The sequence below is a fragment of the Halomicrococcus pelagicus genome, assembly GCF_051917725.1.
Classification (GTDB): domain Archaea; phylum Halobacteriota; class Halobacteria; order Halobacteriales; family Haladaptataceae; genus Halomicrococcus.
This window is the reverse complement of record NZ_JBQBLX010000001.1, coordinates 639,738-656,726: the sequence shown is the minus strand read 5'-3', so window position 1 is coordinate 656,726 and position 16,989 is coordinate 639,738. Positions and strand designations below refer to the sequence as shown.

The window sequence follows — 16,989 nt, the reverse complement described above, 5'->3', positions numbered from 1 at the left end:
CTCGGCGCGTCGGTCCTACTTGCCCTCGTTGCCGCGCTCGAACACGCCGTTCGCGTCGGGCGCCCCGCGAGGCGGCGTGTGGTCGACGTCCGCCATGGTGGGACGACGTCGGCTCCGGCCGCCGTCGGTCGCCACGCGCGGTCCCCGCGTGAACAGGTCCGTTGTCGCTCCGCGGTCGGTGTAGGGATGCGTGTGGCTCACGTCTCTCATCGTTCGCTGGTTCTCGGTCGATTCGGTCGGGTGCTGTCGGTTCGGTCGTGTCATCGCGTTGTGTCGGGATACGGTCGGCTGTCGGTCGAAGGTCGGTGCGCGTCGGGACTGAGGTGGTGATGGGTAGGGGCTCAGGCCCCTACAATGAGGACAGCGCCGACAGCACTACCGCTCGCGACGGGAGAGCGCGACCGGGTGGGTGACTGTCGCATGGTAGTGTGTTCTCAATGGCCGCACCGATATAACAGTTGTGTACGCAACAACTATTGCGGCGCGTCGGGCGAGCTGCCGTCGACGGTCGATTCCGGCGACGTTGGGCTCGAGTGTCGTCGACTCGTCCCCCGCTTTTCGCGTCGGCTGTAGCGAACGGGGCACGCAGACGACAGGTCAGGCGACTGGAATTGCCCGAGGGCTTTTTGCCTCGGCCCGCCAGCGTTCAGCCATGGATGCGACGGAAATGGACGACGAGCAGCAACGGCGGTACGACCCGGACGAAGACCACGCATTCCCGGACGAGAAGCTGAACGAGGTGCTGTCGTTCATCGACGACGACACCGAGATTCAGACCTACCTCAGGGCCCAGAACGTGAACGCCGTCACGCGGAAGGGGTACAACGACCACGGCGCCAAACACATCGAGATCGTCCTCAACCGGGCGCTCATCCTCTACGACCTCCTGAAGCGCGGCGGCGTCGAATTCAACGGCGCGAGCGACGAGGGCCTCGAAGAGGAAGACGAGAGCGTCATCATCGCGTTCGCGGCGACGCTACACGACATCGGCCACGTCGTCCACCGCGACGACCACACGTACTACTCGATTCCGCTCGCCGCCGACATCCTCGACCGCGTCCTGCCCAACTTCTACGACACCGAGGAGACCGTCCGGATGAAAGGCGAGATACTCCACGCCATCCTCTGTCACCACACCGAGGAGGACCCGCTCACGACGGAGGCGGGGGTCATTCGCGTCTCGGACGGTCTCGACATGGAGCACGGTCGCTCGCGCATGCCGTACGAGAAGGGCGGCCGGGGTATCAACACGGTCTCCAGCCAGGCCATCCGGAAAGTGAGTCTCCAGCAGGGCGAATCGGTCCCCGTACTCGTCGAGATAGAGATGCTGAACGCGGCCGGCGTGTTCCAGGTCGACAACCTGCTCAAGGCGAAACTCCACAACTCCCGACTCGAAGACGACATCCGCATCGTCGCACTGAACATCCGCGAGGGCGGCGACCAGCTCGTCGAGCGCGTCGAACTGTAGACGCTGCCGCCGGCGTCTCCGCGTTCCCGTGGCGGGAGGTCGACCGCGGCCCAGACGTCGGCTCACTCGACGGTCGCGTACACGTCCGTGAGCTTCTCGACGGCGCGCTCGACGCTCACCGCCTCGCGGCGGGCGAGACAGGCCTCCCGCAGTCGCTCGCGCTCGTCCAGCGCCCGCCGGATGGCCGTCCGGAACCCATCGACGTCGCCGCTCTCGAAGTGGTAGCCGGTTTCGCCGTCGTCGACGGTGTTGGAGAGCGCGCCCGCGTCTGCACCCACGACGGGCGTCCCGCAGGCGTTCGCCTCCAGTGCGACGAGCCCCTGCGTCTCGACCGGACTCGGGAACGCGAACACGTCGAGCGCGGAGTAGAACGCCGGCAACTCCTCGCGGTCGAGAAAGCCGAGGAACCGGACGTCCGCGTCGACGGCCCGGGCCTGGGTTTCTAGCGACTCGCGAGCCGGGCCGTCGCCGCCGAAGAGCACGGTCACGTCCATCCCGTCCGCGGCGGCCACCAGCTCCGAGAGGCGCTTCTCGAACCCGTGTCGGCCCGTGTACCCCACCAGCGGACGGTCGCCGTCGACGTCGTACTTCCGACGGAACGCGTCGGCGTCGACCGGTCGGAAGCGTTCGACGTCGACGCCGTTCGGGACGACCCGGACCGGCGCGTCGACGCCGAGTTCCTCGACGTGGTCGCGCGTCGCCTCGCTCGGCGCGAGGACGGCGTCGGAGTGGTCGAAGAACCAGCGCTCGTACGCCTCGGAGGTTCGCTCGATGACCCTCGCGACGGAGTCGGAGGGAACGAGGTAGTCGGCGTACTCGCTCGTCGGCGTGTGATAGGAGGTCACGAACGGGCGGTCGCGCTTGCGGGCGAGCCGGAGACCCCCGACGCCGATGCCGAACGGGGTGTGAGAGTGGACGACGTCCACGTCCACGTCGGCGACGCCGGCGGGGATGTACGGCGCGCCGAGGTGGTAGCCCTCGTAGAACGGAAACGGAAGGCTCCTGACGGGATGTTCACCCGGCTCCGGCCGGTATCCGTCGGCGCGGGGGTAGACAACCTCCATCCGACCGCCGTCGCGCTCCCAGCAGTCGCGCCACGACTTGATGGTGTACGTGACGCCGTTGACGGTCGGCAGATAGCTGTCGGTGAACGCGGCGACCCGTCGCATTACTCGGTCCTTTGTGAACCGGTAGTTAAGGCCTTGCGGAGTCGAATCGAACCCCTACCGCCGCCGTAGGGCGGGCGTAACCGGGGACTCACGCCAGGCTCCGGTACAGCGCTTCCAGGTCGTCGCCGACGCGCTCGATGGTGAACTCCTCGCTTTTCTCCTTCGCGTTGCGTCCCAGTCGCTCCCGGCGGTCGGGGTCTTTCAGCGCGTCGAGTTGCGGCGCGAAGTCGCGCTCGGCTTTCAGGCAGTGGTGGCCGTCCTCCAGCCAGCGGTAGGTGTCGATGTCACGGACGACGAGCGGTTTGCCACAGCTCATCGCCTCCAGCAGCGCGATGCCTTCGTTCTCGTTCTTGCTCGGCCAGAAGAACACGTCGCCGGCGGCGTACGCGCCGCGGATGTCGTCGACGTACCCGGTGAACGTGCAGTTGTCGGGCGCGCTCTCGACCAGTTCCGTCGTCTCCCGACTCCTGAGCAGTCGGTCGAGTTTGCCGCCCGTCGGGTTGAGATAGCCGAACCAGACGAAGTCCAGTTCCGGCATGGCGCGGGCGGTCTCGACGAACGACTCCAGGCCCTTCCGCTTGATGACGTGGCCGACGTTGAACACGACCGGCGGGTCGAGGTCGTACCGGTCGAGGTACTCCGCGCGCAAGTCCTCGTACCCCGCCAGCAGGTCCGGGTCGAACCCGTTGCTGATGACGGTCTTCGGGGCGGCAGGGGCGTACTCCTCGACGACCGCCCGGTTGTGTTCGGACGTACAGACGAGGTGGTCGCCCAGCGAGTAGGCGTACCGGAGGTACGGTTTCATGGGCCGGGCCAGCGCGTTCGAGAAGGCGAAGCTCTCCCGAAAGTCCTCTGCGGTCTGGTGCGTGTGAATCAGCACGCGACAGTCCCGCTCCCGTGCCCGACGGGCGTAGTAGAGCGAGCGCGGCCCCATGTTGTTGAGGTGGAGGACGTCGGCGTCGAGAATCGGCTCGGTGGTGTACTCGATACCGCGACGGTCCATCACCTTGCGCTGGTTCTTCACCGACTGGGCGTGACCGCCAGTGATGTACTCCTCCCACTCGAAGTAGTGGCTCACGAGCATCGGTGCTCACCGTCGAATCCCCCGACGCCGCGGCGGTCGGACGACCGCCCGTCGCCGCAGCCTACGTCGTCACCGCGATCGTGGAGCGTGCGCACAGGTCGGCGATTGCGTGGCCGGCCATTAATCCTGCCGGAACGACGGCGGAAAGCCTCCCTTGAACGACCATAAAGTATTTGTTGAAGCAAGGATATGCCTCGCATGGGGCAACACAGGAACCTTCTATCCTTGTCCTGTCTCGCCCCGGAAACCCCCACCCCCCCCCATTCCCGATGACAATAGCCGAAGAGCGCATCGAGCGTCTCGCGTCGCTCGCCAGGGACGCCGCCGCCGACTGTTACGACGACCGTGCGCGGACGTACGTCCGCCGTGCGCGTCGCATCGCGGAGCGAAATCGCCTCTCGCTTCCCCGGGAGTTCGAGCGGTTCAGCTGCGACGCCTGCGACGCCTACCTCCGTCCCGGCAAGAACGCTCGCGTCCGAACGCAGGACGGCCACGTCGTCGTCACCTGCGACTGCGGCAACCAGTCACGGTACCCCTACCGTTCCTGACCACCGTCCCGAGTAGGTGACGGTATTCCGGACTGTTTCTCGCGTAAGACGTCGTTTCTCGGGGTTCGATTCAGGTCGACCCGGCGGACGCGTTCTCGATGGAGCTAACGGCCCAGTCCCCCACGGTCGCGTTCCGAATCCGCCCGCGCTCGACCGACGAGTTCTGGATTACGACGTCGGGCCGCGGGTCGGCCGAAGCGTTGGCGACGGTCTCGTTCACGACCGGTCCCTCCGAGCGCGGCGGTACGGACGTGTTACGGACGGACAGGTTCTCGACGACGAGCGTGTCGAGGGTGGCACCGTCGACGGTCACGTTCGCGAGGACGTGACGGTCGACGACCTGGTCTTGCACGTCGGGGTCGACCAGGTCGCCGCCGGGCACGTCCCAGATGGAACGGTTGCGGACGACCAGCGTGTCGGCGCTGACGTTCAGTAGCGAGCCGTTTACGACCTTCATCTGCGCGATGGAGACGTTCTGCAGCGTCACGTTCTCACGCGTCTCACCGCGGACCCGGAGTCGGCGGACGACGACCTCCTCGACCGTTCCGTTCCGAATGGTGGTGTTGCGCAGCACCCACCGGCGAACGGTCACGTTGTCGATGGAGATCTTGTACTGGAAGCCGCGGCGAAGCGGCTCGTCGACCGTTCGGGTCGGCGCCGAGACGGAGTCGGACGTGTCGTCGGTGCGCGTCAGTCCGCCGGCAACCGCGGGAGCGACCGCAGACAGAACGAGCAGGACCGACAGGGCCACTGCGACGCGCTCGCCAGTCTTCGTTCTCATACCTGCCCGGGTACCGCGAGCACGACCAAAAACCGAACCGACCGTTTCGACGCGCCGCCGGGGTTAGTCCGCCGTTTCCGCTCACTTCACGCTGATGTGCGCGGCGAGGTCGTCGCGGATGATGGTGTCGCAGTACTCACAGCGGACGCCGTCGGGCAGCACTTCGAACTTCGAGTCGACGGGTTCGTCCGCGGTGGAGATGCAGTTGCGGTTCGGACAGGAGAGGACGCCGACGACGCGTTCGGGGCGTTCGAGTCGGTGCTTCTCGACCACGTCGTACTCGCGGATGATGTTGATGGTCGCGTCGGGCGCGATGAGCGAGAGCACGTCCACCTCGTCCTGACTGAGTTCTCGCCCCTCGACTTTCACGATGTCCTTGCTCCCCATCCGGTCGCTCGGGACGTTCATCCCGACGCTGATGGCCTCGCCCTCGCTGCCGTCGATGCCGAGGATGGCGAGGACGTTCAGCGCCTGACCGCCCGTGATGTGGTCGATAACGGTGCCGTTGTGTATCTTGCTGACGCGGAGTTCGTGTTCACTCATCGTTCGACAGTAGTTGGTCGAGCAGCGCCATCCGGACCGGGACGCCGTTGTGCGCCTGCTCGAAGTATTTCGCCTGCTCGGTGTCGTCCACCTCGGGTGCGATCTCGTCCACTCGGGGGAGCGGATGCATGATCGTCAGGTCGTCGCTGGCGGAAGCCAGCGTCTCCCGGTCTATCTGGTACTCGCCGGCGATTTCGCGGTACTCGTTCTCGTCGGGGAAGCGCTCGCGCTGGATGCGCGTGACGTACAGCACGTCGAGGCTCGGCAGGACGGCGTCGAGGTCGGTGTGCTCGCGCACCTGTGCGCCCTCCTCGTGGAGGTCGTAGCGGACGCTCCGGGGCAGTTGGAGGCTCTCCGGGCTGACGAAGTGCTGGCTCGCGCCGAAGTTCGTCAGCGCGTGCGCCAGCGAGTGGACCGTCCTGCCGTACTTCAGGTCACCCATGATGCCGATGGTGAGGTCGTCGAGGCCGGCGTTCTCCCTGATGGTGTAGAGGTCGAGCAGCGTCTGGGTCGGGTGGTGGCCCGCGCCGTCGCCCGCGTTCAGCAGGGGAACGTCGACGAACTCGCTGACGAGTTTCGACGACCCCTGGCTGGGGTGGCGGAGCACGAGCGCGTCGGCGTACCCCTCGATGACCCGGGCCGTGTCCGCGAGGCTCTCGCCTTTCTTCACGCTGGAGGACTCGACGGGCCCCATGTCGACCACGTCGCCCCCGAGGCGTTTCATCGCCGTCTCGAAGCTCATCTTCGTCCGCGTGCTCGGCTCGTAGAACATCAGTCCGAGCAGCGCAGACGGATGTCGGTCCCCGAACGACGATGGGTCGTCGTCGAACTCCGCCGCGCGGTCGAGGACGGCCTCGATGTCCTCCCGCGATAGCTGTCTCGTGTCGATGAGGTGGTCGTGCCGCATCGATTGGAACGCGGTCGTCGCGCGCCTTGAATGTCACTGTCCACGTTCGTGCTGAACTGACCGACTCGGTCCGGGATAGCGGTACACGTCGGTGCGGTACTGGACCGTCGTACCGTAGTTCCCCGGCGGCGTTTCGCCGACTGCGCCTCTCCCCGAACCTTCAAATACCGAGGCGGGACCAACCCCGGCATGCTCGCCGTCGCCGGAGGCAAGGGCGGATGCGGCAAGACGACCACGACGCTCGGACTCGGGGCAGCGCTCGGACGGACGGGACGTAAAACGCTGGCCGTGGACGCGGACCGGGACATGCCCGACCTGCACGTGGTCGCGGACGTTCCCGCGGAACCGAACCTCGCCGCGCTCGCCGACGGGAAACCGGTCGAGAGCGCCGCCCATCCGCCGCCGGACCTGCGGGGCGTCGAGGTGGTGCCGGCACCGCCGGCGACGGGCACGGACGCGTCGCTCTCGACGGCGCTCCCGCGCGTCGCGGACGCCGCAGACAGCGTACTGCTGGACTGTCCCGCCGGCGCTGGGCCGGCCGCCGCAGCGCCGCTCCGGCACGCCGATAGCGTACTCGTCGTGACGACGCCCGTCCCGGCGTGTCTCCGCGACGCGGCCAAGACCGCCGCGATGGCCCGTGCGCTCGACACCGACGTCGCCGGCGCGGTACTCACGCGCGCCGAGCGCGACCCGGGAGGCGTCGAGCGTCTGCTGGACTGTCCGGTGCTGGCGACCGTCCCCGCTGTCGACGCGAACGCCCCGACAGCGGCCGGCGACCGTCGGAATTCGGGCCGACGAGTACTCGCCGCGGACGCGGTGGGGCGGGCGTACGACCGTCTCGCCGCAGCGGTCGTGTCCAAACACTTATGAACGCGCTCCGAATTGTCGTAAGTATGGTAGAGCGGCTCTCGACGGGCGTTCCCGTCCTCGACCGGAAGCTCGACGGGGGGCTCCCGGCCGGGAGCACGGTGGCGCTGTCGGCCCCGCCTGCGAGCCAGTCGGAGCTGCTGCTGTACGAACTCACCGCCGCGCGGCCGACGCTGTACGTCACGACCGACCGCGACGAGGCGGCGGTCGACGCGGCGTTCGAGCGCGCGCCGGGCCGGACGGGGTCGCCGGAGGTGCGATACGTTCCGGGCGACGCGCCGCTGGAACACGCTCGACGGCTCTTCCGCCGGCTTCCCGCCGAATCGACGCTCGTCGTCGACCCGGTGGATTTGCTGGAGCGTCAGGACGAGAGCCGGTATCGGAACTTCCTGCACGACCTCCAGCACCACGTCCAGACGAGCGACAGCCTGGCGGTGTTGCACTGCCTCGACGGGCGGAACGTCCCGGACCAGCGCGACGTGACCGAACACGTCGCGGACGTCGTCCTCCAGTTACACACCGAGATCGCCGGCGACCGCGTGGAGAACCGCCTCGCGGTGCCGAAGTTCCGCGGCGGGCGCGCGCTCCCCGAGACCATCAAGCTGGAACTCGCCGAGAGCGTCTCCATCGACACCAGCCGCGACATCGCGTGAGGAGAGCGCAAGCGCCAAGTCGCACGCACCCGGACCGACAGACGAGACGCCATGTACGAGGCCGTTCACGCCCGCCCGGATGGAGACAGCACCGTCGCGCGACTGGCGGCCACGGCGGCCGAGTACGGGTTCGACGGCGTCGTCGTCCGAAACCACGGCGACGCCCGCGTCGACGACGGCGTCGACTTCGAACGAGTGGCGACGGAGTACGACGTGGACGTCGTCGACGGGCTCGAAATCCAGGCCGACGACCCCTCGCAGGCCAGCGGCCACGTCGGCAACTTCCGGCCGAAGACGACGGTGCTGCTGATGCACGGCGGGACGACGACGCTGAACCGGTTCGCGGTCGAGGAAGAGCGCGTGGACGTGCTCGCGCATCCGATGCGCGGCCGGGGCGATTTCAACCACGTGCTGGCGAAAGCGGCGGCGGAAAACGGCGTCCGTGTCGAGTTCGACCTATCGCGCGTGCTCCGGACCGACGGCGGCCCTCGCGTGCAGGCCCTCCAGGACCTCCGGAAGCTCCGGGAACTGGTGACGAAGTACGACGCGCCGTTCGTCGTCAGCGCGGACGCCCGCTCGCACCTCCAGTTGCGCGCGCCGCGGGAACTGCTTGCGGTCGGGGAGGCGGTCGGGTTCTCGCGCGAGCAGGTCGAGACGGGCCTGTGCGAGTGGGGCCGCGTCGCCGAGCGAAACCGCGAACGGCGGTCCGACGAGTTCATTGCTCCGGGAGTGAAACGGGGCCGATATGAAGAGGACGATTGAGGAACACGCCGACCGGTTCTCGGACATCGCAAGCGACTACGACGATTCCCAGGACAGCGAAGAGTACCGCGCCTGCGTCAGTCTCGTGGTCGAACACGCCCGCGAGGCGCTCCGGGCGTCCGACGACCGCGTGGTGGCGGACCTCGGAACCGGGACGGGAGCCATCGCGCTCGCGCTGGCCGAGGACGCCGACCGCGTGGCGGGCCGCGACATCAGCGACGGGATGCTGGCGAAGGCCAGAGAGAAGGCCGACGAACGCGGCCTGGACGACGTCGAGTTCGGCGAGGGGCGGTTCCGCGACCCGAACGTCGACGCCGCGGACGTCGTCGTCTCGAACTTCGCGATGCACCACCTCAGCGACGAGGAGAAACGCGAGGCCATCGCGGCCATCGCCGACCTCGACCCGCGAACGTTCGTGCTGGGCGACGTGATGTTCTTCGGGACGCCCGACCCGGACGAACCGTTCTACAGTCCCGAGGTCGACGACCCCTCGACGGTGGGCCACCTCGCGGACGCCCTGACCGACGAGGGATTCGCGTTGACCGCCGTCGAGCGCGTCCACGACCAGGTCGGCGTGCTCGTCGCCGAACGCCGCGACGGGTGACCGGAGACTCCCGGAGGCCTCTCGTCGACGTCCTTCGTCCGTTACCACGTTACGTACGCGACGGTCTACGATCCGGTTTCGGACGAACGTGAGAGGCGAGTGTCAGTCCTGCTGTCTCTTTCGTGCGGGCGCAGGGGGACTGAGTTCGATACCCACGTCTTCGGGCGTCAGTCGGTCCGGCAGCGCCTCGTCCCGCTCCCCGGTAATGTCGGCGAGGACCTCTTTCAGATACGCGTTGAACAACTCGGGGTGTTCGCTCATCGGGAAGTGACCGATTTCGGCCGCCTCGACGGCGACGGCACCGTCTCCGACACCCTCGGCGGTTTCCCTGCCGTCTTCGGGCGTAGTGAGGTAGTCGTACTCGCCGTTGACGATGTACAGCGGGCACTCGTCGGCTTTGACCTGATCTAGCTTGTCTCGGTAGTCGTGGTCGACCGAGTAGTAGTAGAGGTCGCCCTTGAACACGCCCGTCGCCCCCTGTTCGTAGAGGTACATCGTTTCTCGACGCATCTGCTCCGGACTCTGTGGTGCCATCAGCCCCCAGCAGGAGTAGGCGTTCACCTCCGTCGTGTTGACGTGCGGATGGTCGAGCCAGTCGATGTAGAAGCCGGGGCTGTACGCGCCACACTCCAGTCCGATGAGAGCGCGGAACCTGTCCGGATACCAGTCGGCGAGTTCGAGCGTGACGTTCCCGCCCATCGACGACCCCATGTAAATCGGATCGTCGAGTTCGAGGGCGTCTGCCAGCGCGACGAGCGTCTCGGTGAACTGCTCGGCCGTCAGATTGTAATCTTCCTCCCACCACGACTGGGTCGTCGGCGGAACCGATTTCCCGTGGAACGGGAGGTCGTGGGCGATGACGCGGAAATCATCGGTTATCTCCTCGTCGGTGAGGACGTGGCGCCACTCCTGGCAGTTGTTGCCCGCCGTGTGTTGGCACAGCAGCGGAATGCCGTCTTCCGGACCGTTCTCTTCGAAGTAGATTCGATGGTCTACTCCCCCGACTTCGGTGTGAACGTACTTGCCCGTAATCGGTTCGACGACTCCTTCGTCGGCCATGTTAGCTCCCTCCGTCGTTGTGCGCGACGCGCATCAGGTCGAGAGCGCGCTGGAACGGTCGCAGATTCTGGAAGATCTTCTTGTTGTTCCCGGTCATCGCGAGGTGCCCGTCCTCGTTCCTGACCGCGGTGCGATAGTGAGAGGCGATTATCTCGTGGTTGAACGCCGGCGGCGTCTCCCGAACGAACTCCTCCCACGCCTCTCGGTCGCCCTCCACGCCGAACGACCAGCGGTCGTTCAGCGTCGGATTCGGGACCACCTCCTGCACTTTACCGCCGTCCATCTCGACGAGAAAGCGTTCGTCTCCGATCTCGACGTAGAAGTTGTCGTCGAACTTGTCGTGGCCCCGAACCTGCATCTCGGGGTCGTCGTTCACGGTTTCTTTGTAGCGTTCCCACCACTCGTGGCTGGCAAGGTCCAGTTCGTTCATCTCTCCCCCTCCCCGACGAACGACGTCGCCGACTATCATAATAATAGGGCTCGGTTAGCCGTCGATACGTACGGAGCCGAAATCGTCTCGCCCGCTCGGCTTTCGGCCGTCGTTCGAACTGAAACGGCCGTTCGGAACGTGAGTCGGTCGTCAGGTACGGTAGGACGACGGTCGACCCCGGCTTCCGGTCCCCTCGATTTCGGGGACCGCTGCCCGTGACGCCCGTCCCGTCTCCGAAACAGTGCCGGGAACGAAAGGAATTTAATGTGTTAACGCTTAGCACAGCGAGAGGTCAAGCCGATGTCCGACAACGCCACCGAAGACGGAAGGTTGGACCGTGCCGAAAGCGAACTCCCGGCACCCGCCGAGCCGACGGACTCTATCGAGACGTACGAGACGGACGACGGCGTCGTATTCTACGACGCCCGAAATCCGCTCGGATGGCTCAAGGCATCGGCCACAGTGACGCTCGAAGACCACGTCTGAGCGCGACTCCGAACGTTTTTCCTGCCGCCCGTAGACGTGTCGAATCCGTGCTCGACAGAGACGACGAGCGGTCGTCCGACCTCGGCGAACAGGGGACGACCGACATGCCGGGTCAGATAGACGACCCCTCCGAGGACCTCGTTCCCAGCGCCCCCCAGGTGCGCGACTACAGCGAGGTGGACGCGCCACGCGACCTACGCAACGAGTTCTGGGCGCAGGTCATCCTCTTCAACGTCGCGCTGTTCGCGGTCAGTCTCGGACTGATGTTCGTCGGTTTCGAGGGGCGCTTGAAGCTCGGTGGGGGGCTCGTCCTCGTCGGACTGTTCGCGTTCGCCCGCGGCTACCACCGGTACCGGGCCTTCCAGGCCGACGCGGAGGAGTCCGACGAGGACGAGTCTGACGAGGACTGATACGACCCCGAGATTCGCGGCCGTGGACCCCGTCGCAAGGACTAACCGCGAGCGCGGGCTACGCCGACGCATGCGAACAGTCCGGGACGAGTCCGGCGACGTCTATCTGCTCCTCAAGCGGTCCGACGAGTCCAGCCTCGTCCGCGACCCCCGCTCCGGCGAGGAGACGTACCTCGACAACGACCGTCTCGAACTCGCCGACGACGACGCCGTGCTGGAGACGGCAGCGCTCGCAGTGCCGTCCGCCGTCCGCCAGGTGCTGACCGCCGTGCCGAACGAGCGCGCGCTCGGCCTGCTGGTCGCGCTGGACGACCGCGGTCCGCTTCCCGTCCGCGAACTGCTCGACGCGACCGACCTGTGCGAGAGCGACCTGCACGGACTGCTCGCCGAGTTTCGCGCGGCCGGCCTGCTCGAAGAGCGTCGCGTCGCCGGCGAACGCGGGTACGCGACCACCGACGCGGCCGCGGACGCGCTCGCTTCGCTGACCCGTTCGCGCGACGCGTCCGGAGGGCAAGACGACGCTCCCTGAGCGGCGCGGGCCGCAGCTTGCGGGATGCAGATGCGGACGCGAGCGATGTTGCGCTCTTCGATGGGCCCGCTGCCCACGGCCGAGACGATAATCAGCGCTGTACCGCGAGAACGGGCGTTTTGCCGTCGCGGAGGACCCCTTCGGTGACGCTCCCCATGAGGAATCGTCCGACGCCGGACCGTCCGTGCGTGCTCATCACGATGATATCGACGTCGTGCTCGTCCGCATAGTCGAGGATCGTACGGTCGGGGTTCCCGACCTCCACGGCTCCGACCGCGTCGACATCCCGGGAGAGGGCCTCTTCGACGATGTGCTTGGTCGAGTCGGTGCCCTCCTCGCGGAGCGTCTCTAGCTTCTCGTCGCCCCGGCCCACGATGGAGGCGCTCTCGCTCTGTTCGACGACCGACAGCACGTGAACGGTCGCCTCGTACCGCTCGGCGAGGCTGAACGCGTGCTTCGCCGCGTCCATCGCCGCCTCGCTCCCGTCCGTCGGAATGAGAATCACGTCGTACACGGCGCGAACAAGTGCCGGAAACGACTAATACCCTGTCCTGACTCGCCCGCTGCGGTCGAACGAAGGGGTCGTCCCTCCGTCCTCAGTCGTCCGCGCCGGCGCTCGCCTCGAACACGGTCGCACCGCGTTCGACGTGCGACCGGTTCGTCGTCGCGTCCTTCTCGACGCGCACGAGGTCGTCGGCCGCGCCGACCAGTTCCTCGTCGTGACTGACGACGATTATCTGTTCGACGCCGAGTTCCCGCATCGACTCCACGAGTTCGACGAGTTGCGAGACGTGGCCCGAATCGAGGAACACCGTCGGCTCGTCGAGGATGAGCGGCGGCATCGGTGCGGTTCCCTCGATGCCCTCCGAGAGCAGTCGATAGATGGCACAGCGCAGGCTGAGGTTGAACAGCGCTCGTTCGCCGCCGGAGAGCTGTCCGGGGTCGAGCGGCTCGCCGTCCTTCTGGTAGACGGTGAGCTGGTACTCGCCGTCGAGCGCGATCCGCGAGTACGAATCGTTCTGGTAGACGAGGTCGAACACCTCGTTCAGCATCCGTTCGAGGCTCTCGACGTTCCGCTGGCGTAGCTCCGCCCGGAGGTCGCCGTACATCGCCTCGAGGTCGGCGGCCTCGTCGCGCAGCGATTCGAGCGCTTCGACGCGCTCGCGGAGGTCGTCGCGGCGGTCGCGCAACTCCTCCAGCGCCTCGATTTCGCTCTTCACGCCGCCGATGCGACCCTGGAGGTCGTCCCGGTCCTCGCGGAGGTCGTCCAGTTTGTCCTCGACCTTCTCCAGGTAGCCTTCCGCACGCTCCTCGTCGTCGCGGGCTGCCTCGATCCTCTCCTCGTCGTACGCCTCCCGGAGGTCGTCGCGGCGGTCGCGCTTCTCGGCGAGACGGTTCCGGCGCTCGTCGTTGACCTCCGCGAGGTGGGTGCGCTCGTCCCTGCGGCGCTCTATCTCGTCTTCGAGTTCGTCCCGCTTCTCGCGGACCGACCGAATCTCCTCCAGGCGCTCCTGCTTCGCCGAGATGGCCTCGCGTTCTGCTTCGAGTTCCTCGACTCGTTCCTCGCGCTCGGCGGCCTTCTCCCGAAGTTGTTCGGCGTCCTCGCGTTTGTCTTCGGCCTCGGAGTCGAGGTCGTCGGCCTCCTCGCGGAGGCTCTCGGCTTCCTCCCGCTTCTCGGTGACCGTCGTCTCCTTGTCGTCGACCAACTGTTCGACGCTCTCGCGGTTGTCTCGCAGGTTGGCGACCGTCCGTTCGGCCTCCCGGAGTCGTTCGGCGCTCTCGACGTCGCTCTCGACGCGCTCGCGGTCCTCCCTGACCGCCTCCAGTTCGTCGTCGAGTTCCGCGAGTCGGTCGCGGTCCTCGTCCAGTCCGTCGACGTGCGGCGAACCGTCGACGGGCTGACCGCACTCCGGACATTTCCCGGCGTCGAGCAACCGTTCGGCCTCCTCGATGCCGTCGCGGAGGCTCTTTCGTTCGGCGGTCAGTTCCTGCTCGCGCTCGACGAGCGCGTCCCGTTTCTCCCGGCAGTCCTCCAGGTACGTCTCGGCCTCGCCGAACTCCACCGACGCGTCTTCGAAGGTCGCCCGCTCGGCGTCGATGCGGTCGCCGAGCGTCTCCAGTTTCTCGCGGTAGTCGGCGAGGTCGGCGTCCTCGGCCTCCGATTCGAGTTCGTCGGCCCGCTGGCGCTTCTCGGCGGCCCGCTCTTCGAGTTCGTCGGCCCGCTCGCCGAGGTTGTCAGCCTGATTGCCGAACATCTGCGCCTGCGTCCTCGCGTCGCCGAGGTCGTCCGCGACCTCGTCGTCGGCCGCGTCGAGTTCCGCCAGTCGCGCCTCGATTGCGTCCTCGTCGGCGACGTCCACGTCGGTCTCCGCGAGCAGGTCGTCGACGTCCGACTCGAGCGCATCGACGCGCTCACGGAGGTCACCGATGCGCTCGCGGAGGTCGTCGCGCTCGCGTTCCGTCTCCGTTATCTCCGACTGCAGCGTCTCGATATCCTCCTCTACGTCGTCCAGTTCCTCGCGCTTCTCCTCGTAGCTCTCCAGCACGGCCCGCGCTTCCTCGAGCGTCGTGCGAGCCTCCTCGCGGTTGCCCTCGAATCGCTCTATCTCGCTTTCGACCTCCGCGAGCTTCGATTCGAGATCGTTCAACAGACCGTGCAGGTTCTTCTCCTCCTTTCCTTCGACCTGGGACTGGAGTTCGGTCAGACTCCCCCGCCGGTCGTCGAGGACGCTCTTCACTCCGAGGCGGGCGTCGCTGGCGCGTTCGCGGTACTCCTCCAGTTTGCCGAGCTGCAGGAGGTCGTCTATCATGTCCTGGCGCTGGCTCGGCGTCGCGTTGATGAGCTTGTTCACCTCTCCCTGCCGGACGTACGCGCAGTTGACGAACGCCTCGGCGTCCATCCGGAACAGGCCCACGACGTGGTTTCGTACGTCCTCCGCGCCGTCGACGCTCCCCTCGGGCGTTTCGAGGACGCACTTCGCGGTCCGGGCGCGCTCGCCCGTCGCGCGAATCCGCCGGTGGACGTGGTACTCACCACCACGATGAGTGAACCAGAGTTCGACTTCCGCGTCCTCCTCGCCGATGGTCACCACGTCGTCCAGCGTGCGGTCGAGGGCCGTCGAGCCGTACAGCGCGAAAAAGCAGGCTTCCAGCAGCGACGACTTCCCGCTGCCGTTCAGCCCGTGGATGACCGTCACGCCGCTGTCGAGCGTGAGGTCGGTGTCGCCGTAGCACTTGAAGTTCGAGAGGCGGATGCGGTCGAATTTCACAGGAAGTCCTCCATCGACACCTGGTCGTCGGCGTCGTCTGCGTCGTCAGTCTCGCCGGCCGGGTCGGCGGTGACCGTCGTCTCCGGCGGCGTCCCGGTCTCCGGTTCTCCGGCAGTTCCGTCACCGTCCCGTTCGTCCGGCCGCTCGCCGGACGCGTCGCCAGGTTCCGGCGGTTCGCTCGCCGCGTCGTCGGCGTCGACGCCGGCCGCCTCGTCGGCACCGTCGGGGGACTCGCCGGCGGACGTTTCGTCCGGCTCCCCGGCCTCGGCTCCGTCGTCGGGTGCCGGTTCGAACGCGTCGATTTCGTCGTCGACGAGATCGGCGACCCGATTCTCGACGGCGTCACGGACGTTCGAGTCGGCGAGTTTGCTCGCCCGCACCGTCTCGTCGAGTTCGCGGGCGGCGTCGCTCAGGCCCATCTCGCGGACCCGCTCGCGGACCGCCTCGTCCGGGTCGGCGAAGGAGACGTCGGTGGCGTCCTCGTCGGCGGCCACCTCCCGTCGGTCGTTCACCCGGGCGACGAGCGCGCCCTGCTCGAGCGCAAACTCCTCGACGCGGGCCGGCGTCACGTCCTCGCCCTCGCCTTCGATGGAGATCAGGGCGACCGCGTCCTCCAGCGCGTGCTCGCGAATCGTCTCGCGCACGCGGTCGACGCCCTCGTTCTCCCCGAGGTCGACGGTGACGAACGCGAAGTCTCGGGTCGGGATGCCCCGACGGCGTATCGACACCTCGTCGTCGAACTCGACGATGTTGTAGCCGCGGTCCTCGCGCTCGTCGGCGCTCGCGCGCTCGGTCGACCCGCAGTAGGTGACCCAGGCGTCGGCGACGCGTTTCTTGCCCGGGTCGTGGTTGTCGCCGAGCAGCATCGCGTCGAACTCGACGGACGTCTCCGTGAGCACCTCCTCGGCGTCCCAGTTGCCGAACTCGAACGGCTGGAACAGCCCGTGGGAGACGAGGGCGGCCCGTTCGGCGTCGTGGTCCGCGAACTCGTAGTCGAGGTCGTCGCGCTTCGACAGCGGCACGTGGTCGAGGCCGTAGAACGCCGTCTCACCGACGACCTCGGGTTCGTCGCCGAGACGTGTCGCCAGCCCCAGCGTCTCGAGCAGGTCGAGCCACTGCTCTCCCCGCGTGCTCTCGTGGTTGCCGACGACGGCGAGGAACGGAACGTCGGCGCGGTCGAGTTTCCGCAGGACGGAGATGGTTCCGTGGAGGTCGACGAGGTCGGGACGGCGGTCGTGAAAGAGGTCGCCCGCGTGGACGACGGCGTCGACTCCCTCCTCGACGGCGTCGTCGACGACCCGTTCGAAGGCGGCGAGGAAGTCGTCGCGTCTCTCGGGCGAGTGGTACTGTCGGTACCCGACGTGGGTGTCGCCCGTGTGAATCACCCGTGTCATTGATTCGTGAGTTGGCGCTCTGCTCT

At 67.2% G+C, this 16,989-nt stretch carries 20 protein-coding genes; 9 read left to right on the top strand and 11 right to left on the bottom strand.

Annotated elements, in window-relative coordinates; genetic code table 11:
* Positions 1-15: 15 nt before the first annotated feature.
* Positions 16-264 carry a DUF7989 family protein gene (locus tag ACTF4R_RS03535; protein WP_433624570.1) on the bottom strand — a complete coding sequence of 83 codons (249 nt, stop codon included), beginning with the start codon at positions 262-264 and terminating at the stop codon, positions 16-18.
* Positions 265-652: 388 nt separating this feature from the next.
* On the opposite strand from ACTF4R_RS03535, the gene ACTF4R_RS03530 reads away from it, so the two are divergent.
* On the top strand, positions 653-1,468 hold the full coding sequence (locus ACTF4R_RS03530) for an HD domain-containing protein (protein ID WP_440006264.1): 816 nt from the start codon (positions 653-655) through the stop codon (positions 1,466-1,468).
* 62 nt (positions 1,469-1,530) lie between these two features.
* Here ACTF4R_RS03530 and ACTF4R_RS03525 read toward each other — a convergent pair whose 3' ends face one another.
* The gene (locus tag ACTF4R_RS03525) at positions 1,531-2,637 is read right to left on the bottom strand and encodes a glycosyltransferase (protein WP_440006262.1); all 1,107 of its coding nucleotides are present in this window, start codon (positions 2,635-2,637) and stop codon (positions 1,531-1,533) included.
* Between the two features lie 88 nt (positions 2,638-2,725).
* On the bottom strand, positions 2,726-3,721 hold the full coding sequence (locus tag ACTF4R_RS03520; protein ID WP_440006261.1) for a glycosyltransferase family 4 protein: 996 nt from the start codon (positions 3,719-3,721) through the stop codon (positions 2,726-2,728).
* Positions 3,722-3,990: 269 nt separating this feature from the next.
* Here ACTF4R_RS03520 and ACTF4R_RS03515 point away from each other — a divergent pair, with 269 nt between their 5' ends.
* Complete coding sequence (locus tag ACTF4R_RS03515) at positions 3,991-4,269, top strand: ribonuclease P protein component 4 (protein ID WP_433624562.1); 279 nt, start codon at positions 3,991-3,993, stop codon at positions 4,267-4,269.
* 70 nt (positions 4,270-4,339) lie between these two features.
* On the opposite strand, the gene ACTF4R_RS03510 is transcribed toward ACTF4R_RS03515, so the two are convergent.
* The 3 genes from ACTF4R_RS03510 to pyrB all read right to left on the bottom strand — a co-directional run bounded on the left by ACTF4R_RS03510 (position 4,340) and on the right by pyrB (position 6,500).
* Positions 4,340-5,050 carry a hypothetical protein gene (locus ACTF4R_RS03510; RefSeq protein WP_440006260.1) on the bottom strand — a complete coding sequence of 237 codons (711 nt, stop codon included), beginning with the start codon at positions 5,048-5,050 and terminating at the stop codon, positions 4,340-4,342.
* Positions 5,051-5,131: 81 nt separating this feature from the next.
* A complete protein-coding gene (gene pyrI, locus ACTF4R_RS03505) occupies positions 5,132-5,593 on the bottom strand; it encodes an aspartate carbamoyltransferase regulatory subunit (RefSeq protein WP_113275811.1) in 462 nt (153 codons plus the stop codon).
* Positions 5,586-6,500 carry an aspartate carbamoyltransferase gene (gene pyrB, locus ACTF4R_RS03500; RefSeq protein WP_440006258.1) on the bottom strand — a complete coding sequence of 305 codons (915 nt, stop codon included), beginning with the start codon at positions 6,498-6,500 and terminating at the stop codon, positions 5,586-5,588. Before pyrB ends, pyrI begins: the two co-directional genes overlap by 8 nt.
* A gap of 189 nt (positions 6,501-6,689) precedes the next feature.
* On the opposite strand from pyrB, the gene ACTF4R_RS03495 reads away from it, so the two are divergent.
* From ACTF4R_RS03495 to ACTF4R_RS03480, 4 genes are read left to right on the top strand one after another with little or no spacing between them, the layout of a single operon-like run.
* Positions 6,690-7,370, top strand: coding sequence for a MinD/ParA family ATP-binding protein (locus tag ACTF4R_RS03495; protein WP_440006256.1), 681 nt, complete (start codon positions 6,690-6,692; stop codon positions 7,368-7,370).
* Between the two features lie 23 nt (positions 7,371-7,393).
* Positions 7,394-8,020, top strand: coding sequence for an RAD55 family ATPase (locus ACTF4R_RS03490; RefSeq protein WP_113275808.1), 627 nt, complete (start codon positions 7,394-7,396; stop codon positions 8,018-8,020).
* Between the two features lie 51 nt (positions 8,021-8,071).
* Positions 8,072-8,782 (top strand): RNase P subunit p30 family protein, encoded by a 711-nt coding sequence (locus tag ACTF4R_RS03485; protein ID WP_440006254.1) that lies wholly within the window; start codon positions 8,072-8,074, stop codon positions 8,780-8,782.
* Positions 8,766-9,386 (top strand): class I SAM-dependent methyltransferase, encoded by a 621-nt coding sequence (locus ACTF4R_RS03480; protein WP_440006253.1) that lies wholly within the window; start codon positions 8,766-8,768, stop codon positions 9,384-9,386. Before ACTF4R_RS03485 ends, ACTF4R_RS03480 begins: the two co-directional genes overlap by 17 nt.
* Positions 9,387-9,488: 102 nt before the next feature.
* Here ACTF4R_RS03480 and ACTF4R_RS03475 read toward each other — a convergent pair whose 3' ends face one another.
* The gene (locus ACTF4R_RS03475) at positions 9,489-10,445 is read right to left on the bottom strand and encodes an alpha/beta fold hydrolase (protein WP_440006251.1); all 957 of its coding nucleotides are present in this window, start codon (positions 10,443-10,445) and stop codon (positions 9,489-9,491) included.
* A 1-nt stretch (position 10,446) separates the two neighbouring features.
* A complete protein-coding gene (locus tag ACTF4R_RS03470) occupies positions 10,447-10,875 on the bottom strand; it encodes a hypothetical protein (RefSeq protein ID WP_440006249.1) in 429 nt (142 codons plus the stop codon).
* A gap of 300 nt (positions 10,876-11,175) precedes the next feature.
* On the opposite strand from ACTF4R_RS03470, the gene ACTF4R_RS03465 reads away from it, so the two are divergent.
* The 3 genes from ACTF4R_RS03465 (at position 11,176) to ACTF4R_RS03455 (ending at position 12,300) form a co-directional block, all read left to right on the top strand.
* Positions 11,176-11,361 carry a DUF7331 family protein gene (locus tag ACTF4R_RS03465; protein ID WP_113275803.1) on the top strand — a complete coding sequence of 62 codons (186 nt, stop codon included), beginning with the start codon at positions 11,176-11,178 and terminating at the stop codon, positions 11,359-11,361.
* A gap of 47 nt (positions 11,362-11,408) precedes the next feature.
* On the top strand, positions 11,409-11,771 hold the full coding sequence (locus ACTF4R_RS03460) for a DUF7322 domain-containing protein (RefSeq protein WP_440006248.1): 363 nt from the start codon (positions 11,409-11,411) through the stop codon (positions 11,769-11,771).
* Positions 11,772-11,841: 70 nt separating this feature from the next.
* On the top strand, positions 11,842-12,300 hold the full coding sequence (locus ACTF4R_RS03455) for a DUF7346 family protein (RefSeq protein WP_440006247.1): 459 nt from the start codon (positions 11,842-11,844) through the stop codon (positions 12,298-12,300).
* Between the two features lie 91 nt (positions 12,301-12,391).
* Here ACTF4R_RS03455 and ACTF4R_RS03450 read toward each other — a convergent pair whose 3' ends face one another.
* From ACTF4R_RS03450 to mre11, 3 genes are all read right to left on the bottom strand, one after another.
* A complete protein-coding gene (locus tag ACTF4R_RS03450; protein ID WP_113275800.1) occupies positions 12,392-12,814 on the bottom strand; it encodes a universal stress protein in 423 nt (140 codons plus the stop codon).
* 82 nt (positions 12,815-12,896) lie between these two features.
* The gene (gene rad50 / locus ACTF4R_RS03445; RefSeq protein ID WP_440006246.1) at positions 12,897-15,569 is read right to left on the bottom strand and encodes a DNA double-strand break repair ATPase Rad50; all 2,673 of its coding nucleotides are present in this window, start codon (positions 15,567-15,569) and stop codon (positions 12,897-12,899) included.
* Positions 15,566-16,963 carry a DNA double-strand break repair protein Mre11 gene (gene mre11 / locus ACTF4R_RS03440; RefSeq protein ID WP_440006245.1) on the bottom strand — a complete coding sequence of 466 codons (1,398 nt, stop codon included), beginning with the start codon at positions 16,961-16,963 and terminating at the stop codon, positions 15,566-15,568. Before mre11 ends, rad50 begins: the two co-directional genes overlap by 4 nt.
* Positions 16,964-16,989: the final 26 nt, after the last annotated feature.